Genomic DNA, 16491 nt, shown 5'->3' on the forward strand with positions numbered 1-16491 from the left:
TCGCGCGATGTCCGAACTGCTCACTTACGGCGGCCTGTTCGCCGTGTCGATGGTCGCCGCGACCCTGTTGCCGCTCCAGTCCGAAGCCGTGCTTGCCGGCCTGCTGCTCGCCGGCCGCGAACCCGTGTGGGCGCTGGTGCTGGTGGCGAGCGTCGGCAACGTCGCCGGCTCGGCGATCAACTGGGCGCTCGGCCGCGGCATCGAGCGCTTCCGCGACCGCCGCTGGTTTCCGGTGAAGCCGGCCGCGCTCGCGCGCGCCGAGGGCTGGTATCGGCGCTATGGCCGCTGGTCGCTGCTGCTGAGCTGGGCGCCGGTGATCGGCGACCCGCTGACGATGATCGCCGGTGTGCTGCGCGAGCCGCTGCCGACCTTCGTCGCGATCGTGACGATCGCGAAGGTCGGGCGGTATCTGGCGATCGCGTGGCTCGTCGTGCCTTGATGCATTGACACCTTGACACCTTGGCGCACTGACGCATTCAAGCATCAAGGCGTCCGCCCGCACGACGCCCTGGCCGTTACTTCTTGTCTCCCGCCAGGTCGATCGCCTTGTCCGATCCGACCGCGTTGCGCAGCTGGAATTTCTGGATCTTGCCGGTCGACGTCTTCGGCAGCTCGCCGAAGCGCACGACCTTCGGCACCTTGAAACCCGCGAGCAACTGCCGGCAGTGGGCGACGATCTCCGCCTCGGTCGCGCTCGCGCCTTCGCGCAGCTCGACGAACGCGCATGGCACCTCGCCCCACTTCGGGTCGGGCATCGCGACGACCGCCGCGACCGCGACGGCCGGGTGCCGGTACAGCGCATCCTCGACCTCGATGCTCGAGATGTTCTCGCCGCCCGAAATGATGATGTCCTTGCGGCGATCCTTGATGCGGATGTAGCCGTCCGGCGTCAGCACGCCGAGATCGCCCGTATGGAACCAGCCGCCGTGGAACGCTTCCTCCGTCGCGTGCGGGTTCTTCAGGTAGCCCTTCATGCAGATGTTGCCGCGGAACATGATCTCGCCGAGCGTCTCGCCGTCGGCCGGCACCGGCGTCATCGTGTCCGGATCGAGCACCGTCGCGCCCGCTTCCAGGTGATAGCGCACGCCCTGCCGCGCATTGAGCCGTGCGCGCTCGTCGTCGGGCAACTCGTCCCAGTGCGCCTGCTTCGCGCAGACGGTCGCCGGGCCATAGACCTCGGTCAATCCGTACACGTGCAGCAGGTCGAAGCCGATCTCCTTCATCTTCGCGATCACGGCCGGCGCGGGCGCGGCACCGGCGACCATCGCGTGCACCGTGTGATCGATGCCGGCGCGCAACTCGGCCGGCGCATTCGCGATCGCGCTCTGTACGATCGGCGCGCCGCAGTAATGCGTGATGCGCTCGCGGCGGATCAGGTCGAACACCGTCTTCGCGTCGAACTTGCGCAGGCACACGTTCACGCCCGCGCGCGCCGCGACGGCCCACGGGAAGCACCAGCCGTTGCAGTGGAACATCGGCAGCGTCCACAGATACACCGCGTGCTTCGGCATGTCCCATTCGAGGAGGTTGCTGATCGCCGCGAGATACGCGCCGCGATGGTGATACACGACGCCCTTCGGGTCGCCCGTCGTGCCGGACGTGTAGTTCAGCGCGATCGCCTCCCACTCGTCGGCGGGCGGCGTCCATGCGTAGTCGAGGTCGCCGCCCGCGACGAACGCCTCGTAGTCGGTCGCGCCCGCGAAGCGCACGGGGTCGGCCGGCATCGCATCGGCGACGCTGACGATCTTCAGGCCCGGCACTTCGAGCGCCGCGCGATGCGCGAGCTCCGCGTATTCGGTGTCGACGATCAGTACCTTCGCTTCGCCGTGACGCAGCATGAACAGCACCGATGAAATGTCGAGCCGCGTGTTGATCGTGTTGAGCACGGCGCCGGCCATCGGCACGCCGAAGTGCGCCTCGACCATCGCCGGGATGTTCGGCAGCAGCGCGGCCACCGTCTCGCCGCGCGCGACGCCGGCCTGCGCGAGCGCGCTCGCGAGCTGCTTCGCCCGCGTGTAGGTCTCGCCCCAGGTGCGCCGCACGTCGCCGTGCACGATCGCGAGGCGCGCGCCGTAGACTTCGGCCGCACGGACCAGAAAGTCGATCGGCGTGAGCGGCACGTAGTTGGCTTCGCGGCGGCCGAGTCCGGCCTCGAACATCTGCGTCATGATCCTGTCTCCCGTTTTCTGTCGACCGGCGCGTGCGTCGGCCTCGTATCCGGCAAGTGTGCATGCACCCCGACCGGTCTTGATGTGGTTCAATTGCCGCTAGCCTAACGGGCGCTATTGTGAGCCGTCTGTCATCGAAACGACAGAGTGCCTCATGAGCGCTGCGCGTTATCCCTATCCTCGCAAACCCGCATCCATGCACGACCACCTCGTTGCGCCGCCCGACGCGGCCGCCGCCGCTGTCAGCCCGCCGGCCGACACGCCGCTCGAACCGGGCCCGTTGCCCGCCCTGTCCGTGCTGTTCGGCCAATGTGCGTGGTTCCGCGCGCTCGCGCCGGAACACCAGGCGCTCGTGCTCGCGCAGTCGCGCGCCGAGCAGCACGAGGCCGGCGACGTGATCGCGCAGCGGCTCGCACCGTCCGAGTACTGGATCGGCGTGCATCGCGGGTTGCTGAAGCTCGCGATCTTCAACGCGTCGGGGCGCGGCTGCACGTTTTCCGGCGTGCCGTCGGGCGGCTGGTTCGGCGAAGGCAGCGTGATCAAGCGCGAGCTGCGCAAGTACGAAGTCGTCGCCGTCCAGCGCTCGATCGTGCTGTTCGTCCCGGTCGACACGTTCCATGCGCTGCTCGACACGAGCCTGCCGTTCACGCGCTTCGTGATCCACCAGTTGAACAACCGGATGGGCGAGTTCATCGCGTCGATCCAGAACAGCCGGCTGCTCGATGTCGACGCGCGCGTCGCGCAAGCGCTCGCGCAGCTGTTCAACCCGGCGCTGTATCCGGACACCGGCCCGTCGCTCGCGATCTCGCAGGAGGAACTGGGGATGCTCGTCGGCGTGTCGCGGCAGCGGATCAACCAGGCGTTGCAGCAACTCGAGAAACTCGGCGTGCTGCGGCTCGCGTACAACCAGATCGAAGTCGTCGACCTGGCCGCGCTCGCGCGGGTCGGGATGGAACAGATCTGAGCGACGTCCGATGAACGGAAGCGTCGCTGCTGCGGCATGCGCGCGCGGTGCGGCGGCCTTTTTCGGGCATCGGCGTCCGCGCGCGTTTTCATCCGATCAATCGGTCTGTCGTCACCTCGGTCACCTCGCGCCGAACCTGACAAATCCGCCAGTTTCGTGTCAGTGACCCGTTCAGCCCCGACGCCTATCATTCGGGTTCCCCTCACCGACGCCTGATCACCGCCTGTCCCGCTGCCTCCATGTGGATCGTCAATCTCGCGCTCAGGCGCCCCTACACGTTCATCGTGATGGCCATCATGATCGTGCTGGCCACCCCGCTTGCGCTGATGCGCACGCCTGTCGACGTCCTGCCGGCGGTCAACATTCCCGTCATCAGCGTGATCTGGAATTACACCGGCTTCTCCGCGAAGGAGATGACCAACCGCATCACGGCCGTTCATGAACGGATCCTGACGACGACCGTCAACAACATCCAGCACATCGAGTCGACGTCGCTGCCGGGCATCGCGGTCGTGAAGGTGTTCCTGCAGCCCGGCGCGAACGTGCAGACCGCGATCGCGCAGACGGTCTCGTCCGCGCAGGCGATCGTGCGGCAGATGCCGCAGGGCGCGACGCCGCCGCTCGTGATCACCTATTCGGCGTCGAGCATCCCGGTGATCCAGCTCGGGCTGTCGAGCAAGACGCTCAGCGAACAGTCGCTCGCCGACATCGCGCTCAACTTCCTGCGGCCGCAACTGATCACGATCCCGGGCGCGCAGATCCCGTTTCCGTACGGCGGCCGCACGCGCGTGGTCGCGATCGACCTCGATCCGCAGGCGCTGCTCGCGAAGGGCCTCACGCCCGCCGACATCGTCAACGCGGTCAACACGCAGAACCTCGTGCTGCCGACCGGCACCGCGAAGATGGGCCAGACCGAATACCGGATCGACACGAACGCGTCGGCCGACACGGTCGCGGACATCAACGGCCTGCCGGTCCAGACCGTCAACGGCGCGACGACCTACCTGCGCGAGGTCGCGTCAGTGCGCGACGGCTTCGCGCCGCAAACCAACGTCGTGCGCCAGAACGGCCAGCGCGGCGTGCTGATGTCGATCCTGAAGACCGGTGACGCGTCGACGCTGAAGGTCGTGTCGGACCTGAAGGCACTGCTGCCGAAGGTGATCCCGACGCTGCCCGAAGGACTCACGATCACGCCGCTGTTCGACCAGTCGGTGTTCGTCAACGCCGCCGTGCAGGGCGTGATCCACGAGGCGCTGATCGCCGCCGTGCTGACCGCGATGATGATCCTGCTGTTCCTCGGCAACTGGCGCAGCACGCTGATCATCGCGATCTCGATTCCGCTGTCGATCTTCACGTCGCTGATCGCGCTCTCCGCGCTCGGCGAGACCATCAACATCATGACGCTCGGCGGGCTCGCGCTCGCGGTGGGGATCCTGGTCGACGACGCGACCGTCACGATCGAGAACATCGAGCGGCACCTGCATCTCGGCACGAACCTGCACGATGCGATCCTCGAAGGCGCGGGCGAGATCGCCGTGCCCGCGTTCGTGTCGACGCTGTGCATCTGCATCGTGTTCGTGCCGATGTTCTTCCTGACGGGCGTCGCGCGCTTCCTGTTCGTGCCGCTCGCCGAAGCCGTGGTGTTCGCGATGCTCGCGTCCTACGTGCTGTCGCGCACGCTCGTGCCGACCCTGGCGATGCTGCTGTTCCGCCCGCAGCAGGCCACGAGCGGCCCCGATCATGCGACGTCGCGATTCGCGCGCCTCCATCACGCGTTCAACGCCGCGTTCGAGCGGCTGCGCGCGTGGTACATCGTGCTGCTCAGCATCCTGCTGGTGCGCCGCCGCTTCTACGCGACGTGCTTCCTCGGCTTCTGCGTGCTGTCGACCGGGCTCGTGTTCGTGCTCGGCCGCGACTTCTTCCCGAACGCCGATTCCGGCAACCTCCGGCTGCACATGCGCGCGCCGACCGGCTACCGGATCGAGGAGACCGCGCGCCTCGCCGACCAGGTCGAGCGCGTGATCCGCGAAACCGTGCCGGCGGACGAGCTCGGCGCGATCGTCGACAACCTCGGGCTGCCGGTGAGCGGCATCAACCTGTCGTACAGCAATGCCGGCACGATCGGCACGCTCGACGGCGAACTGATGATCGCGCTGAAGCCGGGCCACCGCTCGACCCAGCACTACGTGCAGCTGCTGCGCACGCTGCTGCCGCAGCGCTTCCCGGGCGTCGAATTCTTCTTCCAGCCGTCGGACATCATCACGCAGATCCTCAACTTCGGTCAGCCGGCCGCGATCGACGTGCAGGTGCTCGGCAACGATCTCGCGAGTAACATGGCTATCGCGAGCAGCCTGATGAAGAAGATCAGGCAAATCCCCGGCGCCGTCGACGTGCACGTGCTGCAACGCAACGACGAACCGACCCTGGTGGCCGACATGGACCGTACGCGCATGCAGCAGCTCAGCCTCTCCGCGCAGAACGTCGCGCAGAACATGCTGATCTCGCTGTCCGGCAGTTCCCAGACGACCCCGTCGTTCTGGATCAATCCGCGCTCGGGCGTCCAGTACCCGCTGCAGATCCAGACCCCGCAGTACAACATCGCGTCGATCGACGACCTGCTCGGCACGCCGATTTCCGCAAGCGGGCGCACCGGCATGCCGCTGCAATTGCTCGGCAACCTCGTGCAGATCCACCCCGTCGCGAACCCGGCCGTGATCACGCACTACAACATCCGCCCGGCAATCGACCTGTACGTGAGCGTCGAGGGCCGCGACCTCGGCTCGGTCGCGGGCGCGATCGACCGGATCGTGTCCGACGCGCGCGCGACGCTGCCGCGCGGCACCGACCTGACGGTGCGCGGCCAGGTCGAGACGATGCGCACGTCGTACCTCGGCCTCGGCGCGGGCGTCGCGATGGCGATCGTGCTCGTCTACCTGCTGATCGTCGTGAATTTCCAGTCGTGGCTCGATCCGCTGATCATCATCAGCGCGATGCCGGCCGCGCTCGCCGGCATCGCGTGGATGCTGTTCATCACCGGCACGCACCTGAGCGTGCCCGCGCTGACGGGCGCGATCATGACGGTGGGCGTCGCGACCGCCAACAGCATCCTGGTCGTGTCGTTCGCGCGCCAGCGCCTGGCGGCAGGCGCGCCGCCGCTCACGGCCGCGCTGGAGGCCGGCGCGACGCGGATCCGCCCGGTGCTGATGACGGCGCTCGCGATGATCATCGGGATGGTGCCGATGGCGCTCGGTCTCGGCGAAGGCGCCGAACAGAATGCGCCGCTCGGCCGCGCGGTGATCGGCGGCCTGCTGTTCGCCACCGTTTCGACGCTGCTGTTCGTGCCGCTCGTGTTCGGCGGCGTGCATGCGCGGCTGGCCCGCCGGCGCGCGCGCCACGCCGGACACTGACTTTCGCCTTTAGCCTCCAGACCCGGTCAATTCATGGAAGAGAAACATCACAGCTCCGTCGGCATCCAGGTGGACGAACACGGCATGCACCTGCCGACGCGCACGTCGGTGTCGCGGCGCGGACGGATCGTCCTGATCGTGATCGGCGTGCTGCTCGCCGCGGGCGCCGCGCGCACGATCGTCGTCAACGTGCTGAACCGGAATCACCTCGACGCGGTGGCCGAGCAGAACACGCGCCAGTACGTGAACGTCGTGCATCCGGTCGATGCGGCCACCGGCGGCAAGCTGGCGCTGCCCGGCACGCTGCGCGGCTTCGTCGAAGCGCCGATCTACGCGCGTGCGAGCGGCTACGTGCTGCGCTGGCAGGCCGACATCGGCGCGCACGTGAAGCAGGGGCAGCTGCTCGCCGAACTCGACACGCCCGAGCTGAACCAGGAACTCGCGCAGGCCACCGCGCAGCGCCAGCAGGCGCAGGCCGCGCTCGCGCTCGCGAAGACGTCGTTCGACCGCGCGCAGCAGCTGCGCCAGCGCGATGCGGTGTCGCAACAGGAACTCGACGACCGGCAAGGCGCGTTCAACCAGGGCACCGCGAACCTCGCGGCGGCCGATGCGAACATGCGCCGGCTCACCGAGCTGAAAGGCTTCCAGCGCATCGTCGCGCCGATCGACGGGATCGTCACGCAGCGCAACGTCGACGTCGGCGACCTCGTCAATTCCGGCAACGCGGGCCGCGCGCTGTTCACGGTCGTGCAGGCCGACCGGCTGCGCCTGTACGTGCAGGTGCCGCAGGCTTATGCGCAGCAGGTGAAGGCCGGCCAGCGCGTGAGCGTCGCGCAGGCGGAACTGCCCGGCCAGACCTTCGACGGCACCATCACGCGCACGTCACAGGCAATCGACGTCGCGACGCGCTCGCTGCAGATCGAGATCACGCTGCCGAATCCGGACGGGCGGTTGCTGCCCGGCGCGTACGTGCAGGCGACGCTGCCGATGACGCCGGTCGGCCGCCTGCAGATTCCGGCCAACACGCTGCTGTTCCGCGCCGAAGGACCGACGGTCGCGACCGTCGACGCGAACGGCCAGGTACGTCTGAAGGCGGTGACGGTCGCGCGCACGATCGGGCAGACGCTCGAAGTCGACGGCCCGCTCACGCCGAACGACCGCCTCGTCGCGAACCCGAGCGATGCGCTCGCAAACGGCGACACCGTGATCGTGCAGGCGCCGCCGGTCGTGAAGCCGGCCTCCGCGACCGCGGGAGCGCAGTCGTGAGCGCGCCGCGCGCCTGCCTGCGCCTCGCCGGGGTCGTCGCGGTCGCGACGCTCGCCGGCTGTACGGTCGGCCCCGACTACCGCCGTCCCGCCGTCGAGACGCCCGCCGCGTGGCGGCTCGACCCGGCGGATGCATACTGGCACCCGGCCGCGCCGGCCCGTGCGCCGCTCGACCCGGCGTGGTGGAGCGCGTTCGGCGACGCGCAGCTCGACGCGCTCGAAACCGACGCGCTGCGCAACAACCAGAACCTGAAGGCCGTCGCCGCGCGCTACGACCAGGCGAAGGCGACGCTCGCGTCGGTCGCGTCCGCGCAGTATCCGGCCGTCGGCCTGAACGCGAGCGGCCAGCGCTTCAAGATCTCCGCCGACCGGCCGCAGACCAACTACGCGACGAAGAGCACGTCGACCGTGCAGAACGACATCCAGGTCGCCGCGAGCGTCAGCTACGAACTCGACCTGTTCGGCCGCGTGCGGCGCAGCGTCGAATCCGCGCAGGCCAGCTCCGAGCAGGCGCGCGACGATTTCGCGAACGCGCGCCTGGTGCTGAGTGCCGATCTCGCATCGAGCTACTTCGCGCTGCGCGAGCTCGACACCGAGATCGACGTCGTCAGGCGTTCGATCGACCTGCAGCAAAAGGCGCTCGACTACGTGAGCGCGCGCCACGACCTCGGCGCGGTGTCCGGCCTCGACCTGCTGCAGCAGCGCGCGCAGCTCGACGCGACGCGCACTCAGGCGCAGTTGCTGATCCAGCAGCGCGCTCAGGTCGAGACGGCGATCGCGACGCTGGTCGGCACGCCGGCCCCCGCGTTCTCGCTGCCGCCGCGCGTGGCGCCGATCAACGCGCCCGCGCTGCCGACCGGGATGCCGAGCGACCTGCTGCAGCGCCGGCCCGACGTCGCATCGGCCGAGCGCGCGATGGCCGCGGCGAACGCACAGATCGGCGTCGCGCGCGCCGCGTATTTCCCGCGCATCGCGCTGTCGCCGGACATCGGCTGGGACGCGACGCGCTTCTCCGGCCTGTTCACCGTGCCGGCGCTGCTGTGGTCGATCGGCGCGTCGGTCAGCCAGCCGCTGTTCGAAGGCGGCAAGCTGAAGGCCGGCGTCGATTTCGCGCAGGCGGGCTACGTCGCCGCGCAGGCCAATTACCGGCAGACCGTGCTCACCGCGTTCCAGGAAGTGCAGAATGCGGTGACGGGCCTGTCGGTGCTGGCCGAAGCCGCGCAGCAGGCGTCGGCGGCCGTCGACGACGCGCGCAAGCTCGTGTCGCTCGCGCAGGACCGCTATGCGGGCGGCCTGACGCCGTTCATCGACGTGCTGACGGCCCAGCAGCAGTTGCTGACGAGCGAGCGCCAGGCCGTGCAGATCCAGGGCCAGCGCGCGGCGCTCGTCGTGTTTCTCGCGAAGGCGCTCGGCGGCGGCTGGGACGGCGCCGCGCCGACCGACGTCGCGGCGGCCGGCCCGCAACCCGCCACCAGCATCACCCCCTAACCCGGTTACGCGGACCCGCCCATGAAAGTCCTGATCGTCGAAGACGAACCGAAAGTCGTCGAATACCTGAAGAGCGGCCTGAGCGAGGAAGGCTGGGTCGTCGACACCGCGCTGGACGGCGAGGACGGCGCGTGGAAGGCCGTCGAATTCGACTACGACGTGGTCGTGCTCGACGTGATGCTGCCGAAGCTCGACGGCTTCGGCGTGCTGCGCGCGTTGCGCGCGCAGAAGCAGACGCCCGTGATCATGCTGACCGCGCGCGACCGCGTCGACGACCGCGTGCGCGGGCTGCGCGGCGGCGCCGACGACTACCTGACCAAGCCGTTCTCGTTCCTCGAGCTGATCGAACGGCTGCGCGCGCTGACGCGCCGCGCGCGCGTGCAGGAATCGACGCTGATCTCGATCGGCGACCTGCGCGTCGACCTGATCGGCCGGCGCGCGACCCGCGACGGCACGCGCCTCGACCTGACCGCGCAGGAATTCCAGCTGCTCGGCGTGCTCGCGCGGCGCAGCGGCGAGGTGCTGTCGAAAACGACGATCGCCGAACTCGTGTGGGACGTGAACTTCGACAGCAACGCGAACGTCGTCGAGACGGCGATCAAGCGCCTGCGCGCGAAGCTCGACGGCCCGTTCGCGGAGAAGCTGCTGCACACGATCCGCGGGATGGGCTACGTGCTCGAGGCGCGCGAGGACGGCGATGCGGAGCGGCACGCATGAAACGCTCGATCACCCTGCGTCTGTCGGCGATGTTCGGCATCGTGTCGCTGCTCGTGTTCACGCTGGTCGGCTGCGGGCTGTTCGTGATGATGGAGCGCCAGCTGCTCGCCGAACTGCGCGCGACGATCGACACGCGCGCGAAGGTTGCGCAGATGATCGTGTCGCACGCGACCACGGCCGCGCGCGGCCGCCTGATGCAGGAAAAACTCGCCGACCTCGAACCGCCCGACGGGTCGACGCGCTACCAGGTCGACAGCCCCGACGCCGACTTCCGCTTCGGCCGTCCGGTCGACGGCGTGCCCGTCGGCGAACCGTTCGGCGCGTTCCAGCAGTACGCGCTCAACCACAGCAGCTACGAGGTGATGACGAAGACCGTCCCGATCGCGGGCAGCGGCGAGCGCCCCGACCTGAAGCTGATCGTCGCGTCGTCGTGCGAGCGCACGCAGCGCATGCTGCGCCATTTCGCGTGGACGCTCGCCGCGCTGATCGCGATCGCCACCGTCATCACGCTGCTGCTGAGCCGCGCGGTCGCGCGCTTCGGGCTCGCGCCGCTCGAACGGATGTCGCAGGACGCCGCGGCCATCAGCGCCACCGACCGCCGCCAGCGGCTGCACACCGACGCGCTGCCGACCGAGCTGCACGATCTCGCCGCGTCGTTCAACGGCGCGCTCGAACGCATCCAGCAGACCTACGCGCGGCTCGAGGCGTTCAATGCGGACGTCGCGCACGAGCTGCGCACGCCGATCAGCATCCTGATCGGGCAGACCCAGGTCGCACTGACGAGCCGAGACCGCTCGGTCGACCGGATGCGCCAGACGCTGCAGTCGAACCTCGAGGAATTCGAACGGTTGCGCGTGATCATCAACGACATGCTGTTCCTGTCGCGCAGCGATCGCGGCGAACGCGCGACCGACCTGAAGCACGTGTCGCTCGCCGACGAAGTGCGGCGCATGCTCGACTTTCTCGAGATTCCGCTCGACGAAGCCCAGTTGCGCGCCGAACTGCACGGCGATGCGCGCGCGGCCGTCGACCCGTCGCTGTTCCGCCGCGCGATGACCAACCTGCTGATCAACGCGATCCAGCATTCGGCGCCCGGCGCGACGCTGAACGTGACGATCGCGCCGCGCGATACGCTCGTCGACGTGTCGGTCGCCAACCCCGGCGAGCCGATCGACCCGGTACAGCGCTCGCACGTGTTCGAGCGCTTCTACCGGCTCGAGGAAGCGCGCGCGAACAGCAAGGAGAATCACGGGCTCGGGCTGTCGATCGTCAAGGCCGTCGCGGAGATGCACGGCGGCAGCGTGTTCGTCGCATGCGCGGGCGGCGTCAACACGTTCGGCTTCTCGGTGTCGACGCAACCGGGAAGCAGCGGCCCGCTGCACGCGGCCGACGCCGGCGACCCGCACGAGCTGCGGCCGGCGCACGCGCCGCGCGCGATGCATTGACGGCGGCCGCGCCTGTCGAGGTTCAGCCGCTTCCGATCGGCGCTTGCACGCCACGGACGCGGCCCGGGACGCGTCACGCGCGTGGCTTGCTACCCTGTTCGCGCCACGCCCGCGGCGACATCGCGAACCGCTCGCGAAACACGCGACTGAAATGCGACATGTCGTTGAATCCCCAGCGCAACGCGATGTCGGACACGCGCAGCACTGCGCATTGCGGATTCACGAGATCCTGCGCGCACCGTTCGAGCCGCAGGTTCCATACGTAACGCATCAGCGACGTGTTCTCGGCCTCGAACAGCTTGTTGATGTACCGCGACGAAATCCCGATCGACCGCTCGATCATCAGCGGGTTCAGCTCCGGGTCGTGCAGGTGCTCGAGCAGATGCCGCTTCACACGCGTCAGCGTCAACGCCTTCATCCTCGACTGCGCGAGGTCGTTGCGCTGCATGCCCCCGAGCGTCATCGCGATCAGCGAGATCGCGGTATCCGACAACTGCCGCATCTCGTCCTCGGTCACGCTACCGATCTGCGACGACATCTGCTCGAGAAACGCGCGCATGACGCTGCCGACGCCCTCGCCGGTTTGCGTCGGGCTGGCCGTGCGGTGTTCCATCCCGATGACGAGCTGGTTCAGGGTCGTGCGCGGAATGCTGACGACGATCTCGCGCCACGACTGGCCGAACTGCAGGTGGTGAGGCCGTGTCGCGTCGTAGATCGCGAAATCCCCGGGGTGCAGCGTGACGATCTTGCCGTCCTGCTCGACCGATTGGCTGCCCTCGAGCATCAATACGCCGAAATACTTGTCCTCATACTCGCTGCGCGCCTGCCGATAACGCCGGATCACGGCCTGCTCGCTCGCGTGGATTTCCGAGATTCGCATCTTTTCGCATTTGCGCTGCCGCACCTGGCCGAAGAAATCGGCTTTCTGCACGGCCGCGATCTGCACGTCCGCGAACAGGCGCAGAATCGTCTCGCGCCAGAATTCGATACGCTGGCTGAGCGAGCCTTCGGTCGCCACCTCGATGGCCGAATTCGTCCGCTCATCCGGCGGGCTGTCGGACGCCGGGCCGGGCGAGTCGCCGCTTGCGCGCGCGATAGGACGCATCGTCATGGTCGTGCCCCACATGGGTTAGCAAACACGCAGCCGGTAGCGTGCCCGTTCAAAAGCGCATTGTCCAATCGATCACCGTGTACGCCGCGTGGCCGGTCGGACCGGCACGCGGCGCGGCGGCGACGCGCTACCGCTCCGGGCATGTCATGCGAAGGTCGTCTGACGCCAGTCGGAAGACTGTTCGTACGCATAGGCGCAGCGGTAGAGCGTCGCCTCGTCGAAGCGGCGCCCGACCAGTTGCAGCCCGATCGGCAGATCGTCGGCTACCCCGCACGGCAGCGACATGGCCGGATGCCCGGACACGTCGAACGGCGCGGTATTCGCGAGCATCTCGAACGCCCGCGTCAGCGACTCGGACATCGCGCAACCGGGCTCCGGCAGTTTCGACGCACGCATCGGTACGGTCGGCATCACCAATACGTCGTACGACTGCAGCGCCGCGTCGTAAGCCGATCGCAAGCGCCGTGCGAGGTTCTGGCACTTCGCGTAGTAGCGCCCGCGATACCGGCTCGTGAAATATTCGCCGAGCAGCATCGTCACCTTCACGGTATCCGGCAACTCATCGGCGCGCTCGCGCCAGCCCGCGTGATGATCGATCATGCCGGTCACGTACAGGCCGCCCCAGTTGAAACCGTGGCTGTTGCCCTTCATCATCTGCTGCGTCGCCCCCTCGGCCGCAATCGGCAACCAGATCGCGGTGCCGGCCGCATGGAGCGGCACCGACACTTCTTCGACGCTCGCGCCCAGCTTGCGCAACCGGTGCGCGGCGACCAGCACGGCCTCGTCGACCACTTTCTCCGCATTCGCGAGCCCGAACGCCTCGCGCAGAATGCCGATCCGCAGGCCTGCGATGCCGTCGCGGATCGCACCGAGATAGTCGGTGCGCGGCGGCAACGCCCGCTGGCGCGGATCGAGCCCGTCGTCGCCCGCGATGACATCGAGCAGCAGCGCGTTGTCGAGCACGGTGCTCGTCATCGGCCCGAGATGATCGACGGTCGCCTCGATCGGCATCGCGCCGGTGTAGGGCACGAGCCCGTGCGTCGGCTTCATCCCGTAGACGCCGCAATAGGCGGACGGGATCCTGACCGAGCCGCCCTGGTCGCTGCCGAGCGCCATGTCGACCTCGCCGCTCGCGACCAGCGCGCCGCTGCCTGACGACGAGCCGCCGGACGAGTGCCCTGCCTTGCGCGGATTGTGCACCGGCCCCGACGCGCTCGTGTGCGAGCCGCCGGAAAAGCAGTAGTACTCGCAGGTCGACTTGCCGGCGATCGTGCCGCCAGCGTCGAGCACCCGCGTGACGACGGTCGCATCGATATCGGGCACGTAGCCCTCGAACGTGCTCGCGCCGTTGCGCATCGGCACGCCGGCGACGCAGATATTGTCTTTCACGGCCACCGTCTTGCCGCGCAGCTTGCCGTCGGCGGCGCCGTGGATCGTGCTCTTGCGCGCCCACGCGCCGTAACGGTTCTCGTCGCCTTCCGGACGGTAGCCGGGCGTGCGCGGATACGCGACGACGGGCAGATAGTCGGGCAGCGCGTCGATCGCGTCGTACGCGTCGAAGTTCGCCTGCAGGGCATCGTCGTATTCGGCGAGTTGGCGGGAATCGACATGAAAGCCGAAACCGGCTGCAAGGTCGGACAGTTGTTCGCGGGTCGGGCGTTTGATGGCCATCGACGTTCTCCAGTTCGGTAAGCGGCACCGCCGGCCCCGGCGGTGCGGCGGGATTCAGCGGGCGATGGCGACGGCGTCGCGCATCAGCCCGGTGCGCGGATGGCAGTTCACGTATTCGTAGACCTGATGCCTGGCGTCGAAGACGGAAACCTCGTGATACAGCCGCAGTTTCGACAGCCCGGTGACGACGCGGAAGAACGTGACGAAGATCCGCAGGTGCGTCGGATGGGATTCGGCCCAGCGCTCGAGGCGGTCGAGCGAGCGCCAGTGGCCGATGTTGTAACTCTCGTCGAGCACGTTGCCGTCGAGATCGATCGAGCGCACGTAGCGATTGCTGTAGCAGCCGACGTCCGTGCCGTTGTCGCGCAGGAATTCCATTCCGCTGCGCAGCGTCGGCTCGATCTCCTCGAGATACAGTCGGCGCTCGTCGTGCTCGGCCGCACGCCAGTCCTGACCGGAGCGAATCAGCGCGATGTTGTCGTGGGCCAGTACGACCACACGGCCGCCGCGGGCCGGATCGCCCTCGACGATGCGCAACTCGCCGTCCGCGCGCATCCAGTCCGTCTGCGAGATCGGGAACCGGTCGCGCATCGATCCCCAGTAGCCGTGCTCCTCGATCTCGCCGCTGACGCCGTCCATGATCGCGCCGACGCCCGGGAAATCGCTCGTGAATGCGTAAAGCGTCTCGAACTGCTCGGCGCGCGGCGCGACGATTTCCCGGAAGTAGCCGATCCCGTCCGTGAGGCGCGCGTCGGAGGCCCACCATTCGACGAGTGCCGGCGACGCGATCCAGCGCGCATACGCGGCCGGATCGCGCCAGTAGCCGACGGCAATCAGGTTCTCGTAGCCCTGGTCGTCGGTGTGTTGCGTCAGATCGAAGTTGTTCGGGCCGTCCTGCGCACCGAAATCGGCGACGATCCGGCGCAACGCGGCCAGCGCCGTGGCGCGCTTGTCGGCGCCGCGATACTGCACGCCGAAATAGCCCATCACGACCTGGCTCAGGTCTTCGGCGGCCCGGGCGACGTACATCGGGAACGGCGGCTGGTAATCGTCGGCGACGCGGCGCGACAGCGTCCGCGGGCAGATCAGGTGTTTGTCGATGGCGGATTCCATGCGTGACCTCTCTGGAAAGGGAATCGGATGTCGAGGTATCGACGTTGGGGACACGGAGCGGCATGCACCGGTTGTATCCCGGCGCATTCAGGCTGTCAGAAGATGTGCGCGTAACGCAGGCCGGCGAGCACGCTGTTCTTCGGGCCGTTGCGCACGCTCAGGTCGGTGCCGAGCTGGATTTGCACCTGGTCGGCCTTCGTCACGAATTTCGAAGCGGTGATCCGCATGCGCGTCGTGCGAAGCGCGTCGTTGTGGTCCGCGCCGCCGACGCTCGTTTCACCGCCCCAGAGCTGCGTGATGCCGATCCCGAGCGACGTGCCGGGATCGGGCATGTAACGCACCATCGCCTGTGCGCTGTAGCTCATCCGCTGATGCAGCGTCGTGCCGCTCGCGCCGTACGAGGTGTTGTTGCCGTACCAGATCGCGTCGCCGACGAGATCGAGCGCCCACTGCGGCGAAAAGTGCTTGATGTAGGCCGCCTGGAAATCGAGCGACCAGCGGTTGGCGCCGAGATTGAGACCGCGGTTCTGGTCGTAACTCCCGGTCGGCGCGTAAACGTAGACCGTTGCGGCGACGACGTCCTTCGCGTCGTTCAGGCGGAATTTCAACGGCGCGGTCAGGATCACGTCGCCGACACCGTTCGTACTGCCAAGCGTGCCGGCGTTGCCGAAGCTGCTGATGTGCCCGAACGGCAGCAACACCTGCGGATCGATCGTGAGCCTGTCGGTGAGCTGGAACACATGCAGCAGGCGGGCGATGCCGATATTGGACTGCAGGTCGAAATCCGACGTCCGGTGGCCGTTCGCGTAGTACGCGTTCGTCGTTGAATAGTTGTAGTACAGCACGCCGATCGTCGCGCCGACCGGATACTGCTCGTAGTCGCCGGGATCGACCTCGACCGCGCCCGCGTAATGCGATGCGACGACCATCAGCGACAAGCCGATCCAGCGCGCGATGCGCTTCAGTTTCATTCTGTTGACGTTGTCCATCATGCTCCTCACCTGGATGCGCAGACACCGCCACGCTCGACGTACGACGAACGGAAACCGTTGCCGGACGATGGAATCGCGGGGTGCTGGCTGACTGTTGTTCCGCCGGTGCTCGGGGGAGTGCCGGCGATTCGCGACATCGAACGGCCGTCG

Annotated in this window: 12 protein-coding genes; 7 read left to right on the forward strand and 5 right to left on the reverse strand. The window is 68.0% G+C overall.

Annotated features, from left to right (window positions below):
* Nucleotides 1-7 precede the first annotated feature (7 nt).
* Nucleotides 8-439, forward strand: a complete 432-nt coding sequence (locus U4Y91_RS15155) for a YqaA family protein (protein ID WP_321805690.1) — start codon at nucleotides 8-10, stop codon at nucleotides 437-439.
* A 76-nt stretch (nucleotides 440-515) separates the two neighbouring features.
* Here U4Y91_RS15155 and U4Y91_RS15160 read toward each other — a convergent pair whose 3' ends face one another.
* The gene (locus U4Y91_RS15160; RefSeq protein ID WP_321805691.1) at nucleotides 516-2168 is read right to left on the reverse strand and encodes an acyl-CoA synthetase; all 1653 of its coding nucleotides are present in this window, start codon (nucleotides 2166-2168) and stop codon (nucleotides 516-518) included.
* A 196-nt stretch (nucleotides 2169-2364) separates the two neighbouring features.
* Here U4Y91_RS15160 and U4Y91_RS15165 point away from each other — a divergent pair, with 196 nt between their 5' ends.
* From U4Y91_RS15165 to U4Y91_RS15190, 6 genes are all read left to right on the forward strand, one after another.
* The gene (locus U4Y91_RS15165; protein WP_321805692.1) at nucleotides 2365-3132 is read left to right on the forward strand and encodes a Crp/Fnr family transcriptional regulator; all 768 of its coding nucleotides are present in this window, start codon (nucleotides 2365-2367) and stop codon (nucleotides 3130-3132) included.
* Nucleotides 3133-3371: 239 nt separating this feature from the next.
* Nucleotides 3372-6539: an efflux RND transporter permease subunit gene (locus U4Y91_RS15170; RefSeq protein WP_321805693.1), complete on the forward strand. Its 3168-nt coding sequence runs from the start codon at nucleotides 3372-3374 to the stop codon at nucleotides 6537-6539.
* A gap of 33 nt (nucleotides 6540-6572) precedes the next feature.
* On the forward strand, nucleotides 6573-7805 hold the full coding sequence (locus U4Y91_RS15175; RefSeq protein WP_321805694.1) for an efflux RND transporter periplasmic adaptor subunit: 1233 nt from the start codon (nucleotides 6573-6575) through the stop codon (nucleotides 7803-7805).
* Nucleotides 7802-9292, forward strand: a complete 1491-nt coding sequence (locus U4Y91_RS15180) for an efflux transporter outer membrane subunit (RefSeq protein ID WP_321805695.1) — start codon at nucleotides 7802-7804, stop codon at nucleotides 9290-9292. Before U4Y91_RS15175 ends, U4Y91_RS15180 begins: the two co-directional genes overlap by 4 nt.
* Nucleotides 9293-9313: 21 nt before the next feature.
* Nucleotides 9314-10009, forward strand: a complete 696-nt coding sequence (locus U4Y91_RS15185; protein WP_044843022.1) for a heavy metal response regulator transcription factor — start codon at nucleotides 9314-9316, stop codon at nucleotides 10007-10009.
* Nucleotides 10006-11454, forward strand: a complete 1449-nt coding sequence (locus U4Y91_RS15190) for a heavy metal sensor histidine kinase (protein ID WP_321805696.1) — start codon at nucleotides 10006-10008, stop codon at nucleotides 11452-11454. The genes U4Y91_RS15185 and U4Y91_RS15190 overlap by 4 nt, the downstream gene beginning before the upstream one ends.
* A gap of 73 nt (nucleotides 11455-11527) precedes the next feature.
* Here the strand turns inward: U4Y91_RS15190 and U4Y91_RS15195 are convergent, their stop codons facing one another.
* From U4Y91_RS15195 to U4Y91_RS15210, 4 genes are all read right to left on the reverse strand, one after another.
* Nucleotides 11528-12565 (reverse strand): helix-turn-helix domain-containing protein, encoded by a 1038-nt coding sequence (locus U4Y91_RS15195; RefSeq protein ID WP_321805697.1) that lies wholly within the window; start codon nucleotides 12563-12565, stop codon nucleotides 11528-11530.
* 144 nt (nucleotides 12566-12709) lie between these two features.
* Nucleotides 12710-14236 (reverse strand): amidase, encoded by a 1527-nt coding sequence (locus U4Y91_RS15200; protein WP_321805698.1) that lies wholly within the window; start codon nucleotides 14234-14236, stop codon nucleotides 12710-12712.
* Between the two features lie 54 nt (nucleotides 14237-14290).
* On the reverse strand, nucleotides 14291-15349 hold the full coding sequence (locus tag U4Y91_RS15205) for a phenylacetaldoxime dehydratase family protein (protein ID WP_321805699.1): 1059 nt from the start codon (nucleotides 15347-15349) through the stop codon (nucleotides 14291-14293).
* Between the two features lie 95 nt (nucleotides 15350-15444).
* The gene (locus U4Y91_RS15210; RefSeq protein WP_321805700.1) at nucleotides 15445-16341 is read right to left on the reverse strand and encodes a transporter; all 897 of its coding nucleotides are present in this window, start codon (nucleotides 16339-16341) and stop codon (nucleotides 15445-15447) included.
* Between the last annotated feature and the right edge of the window lie 150 nt (nucleotides 16342-16491).

The organism is Burkholderia sp. BCC1993, from assembly GCF_905339865.1.
In the GTDB taxonomy this organism is placed as follows: Bacteria; Pseudomonadota; Gammaproteobacteria; order Burkholderiales; family Burkholderiaceae; genus Burkholderia.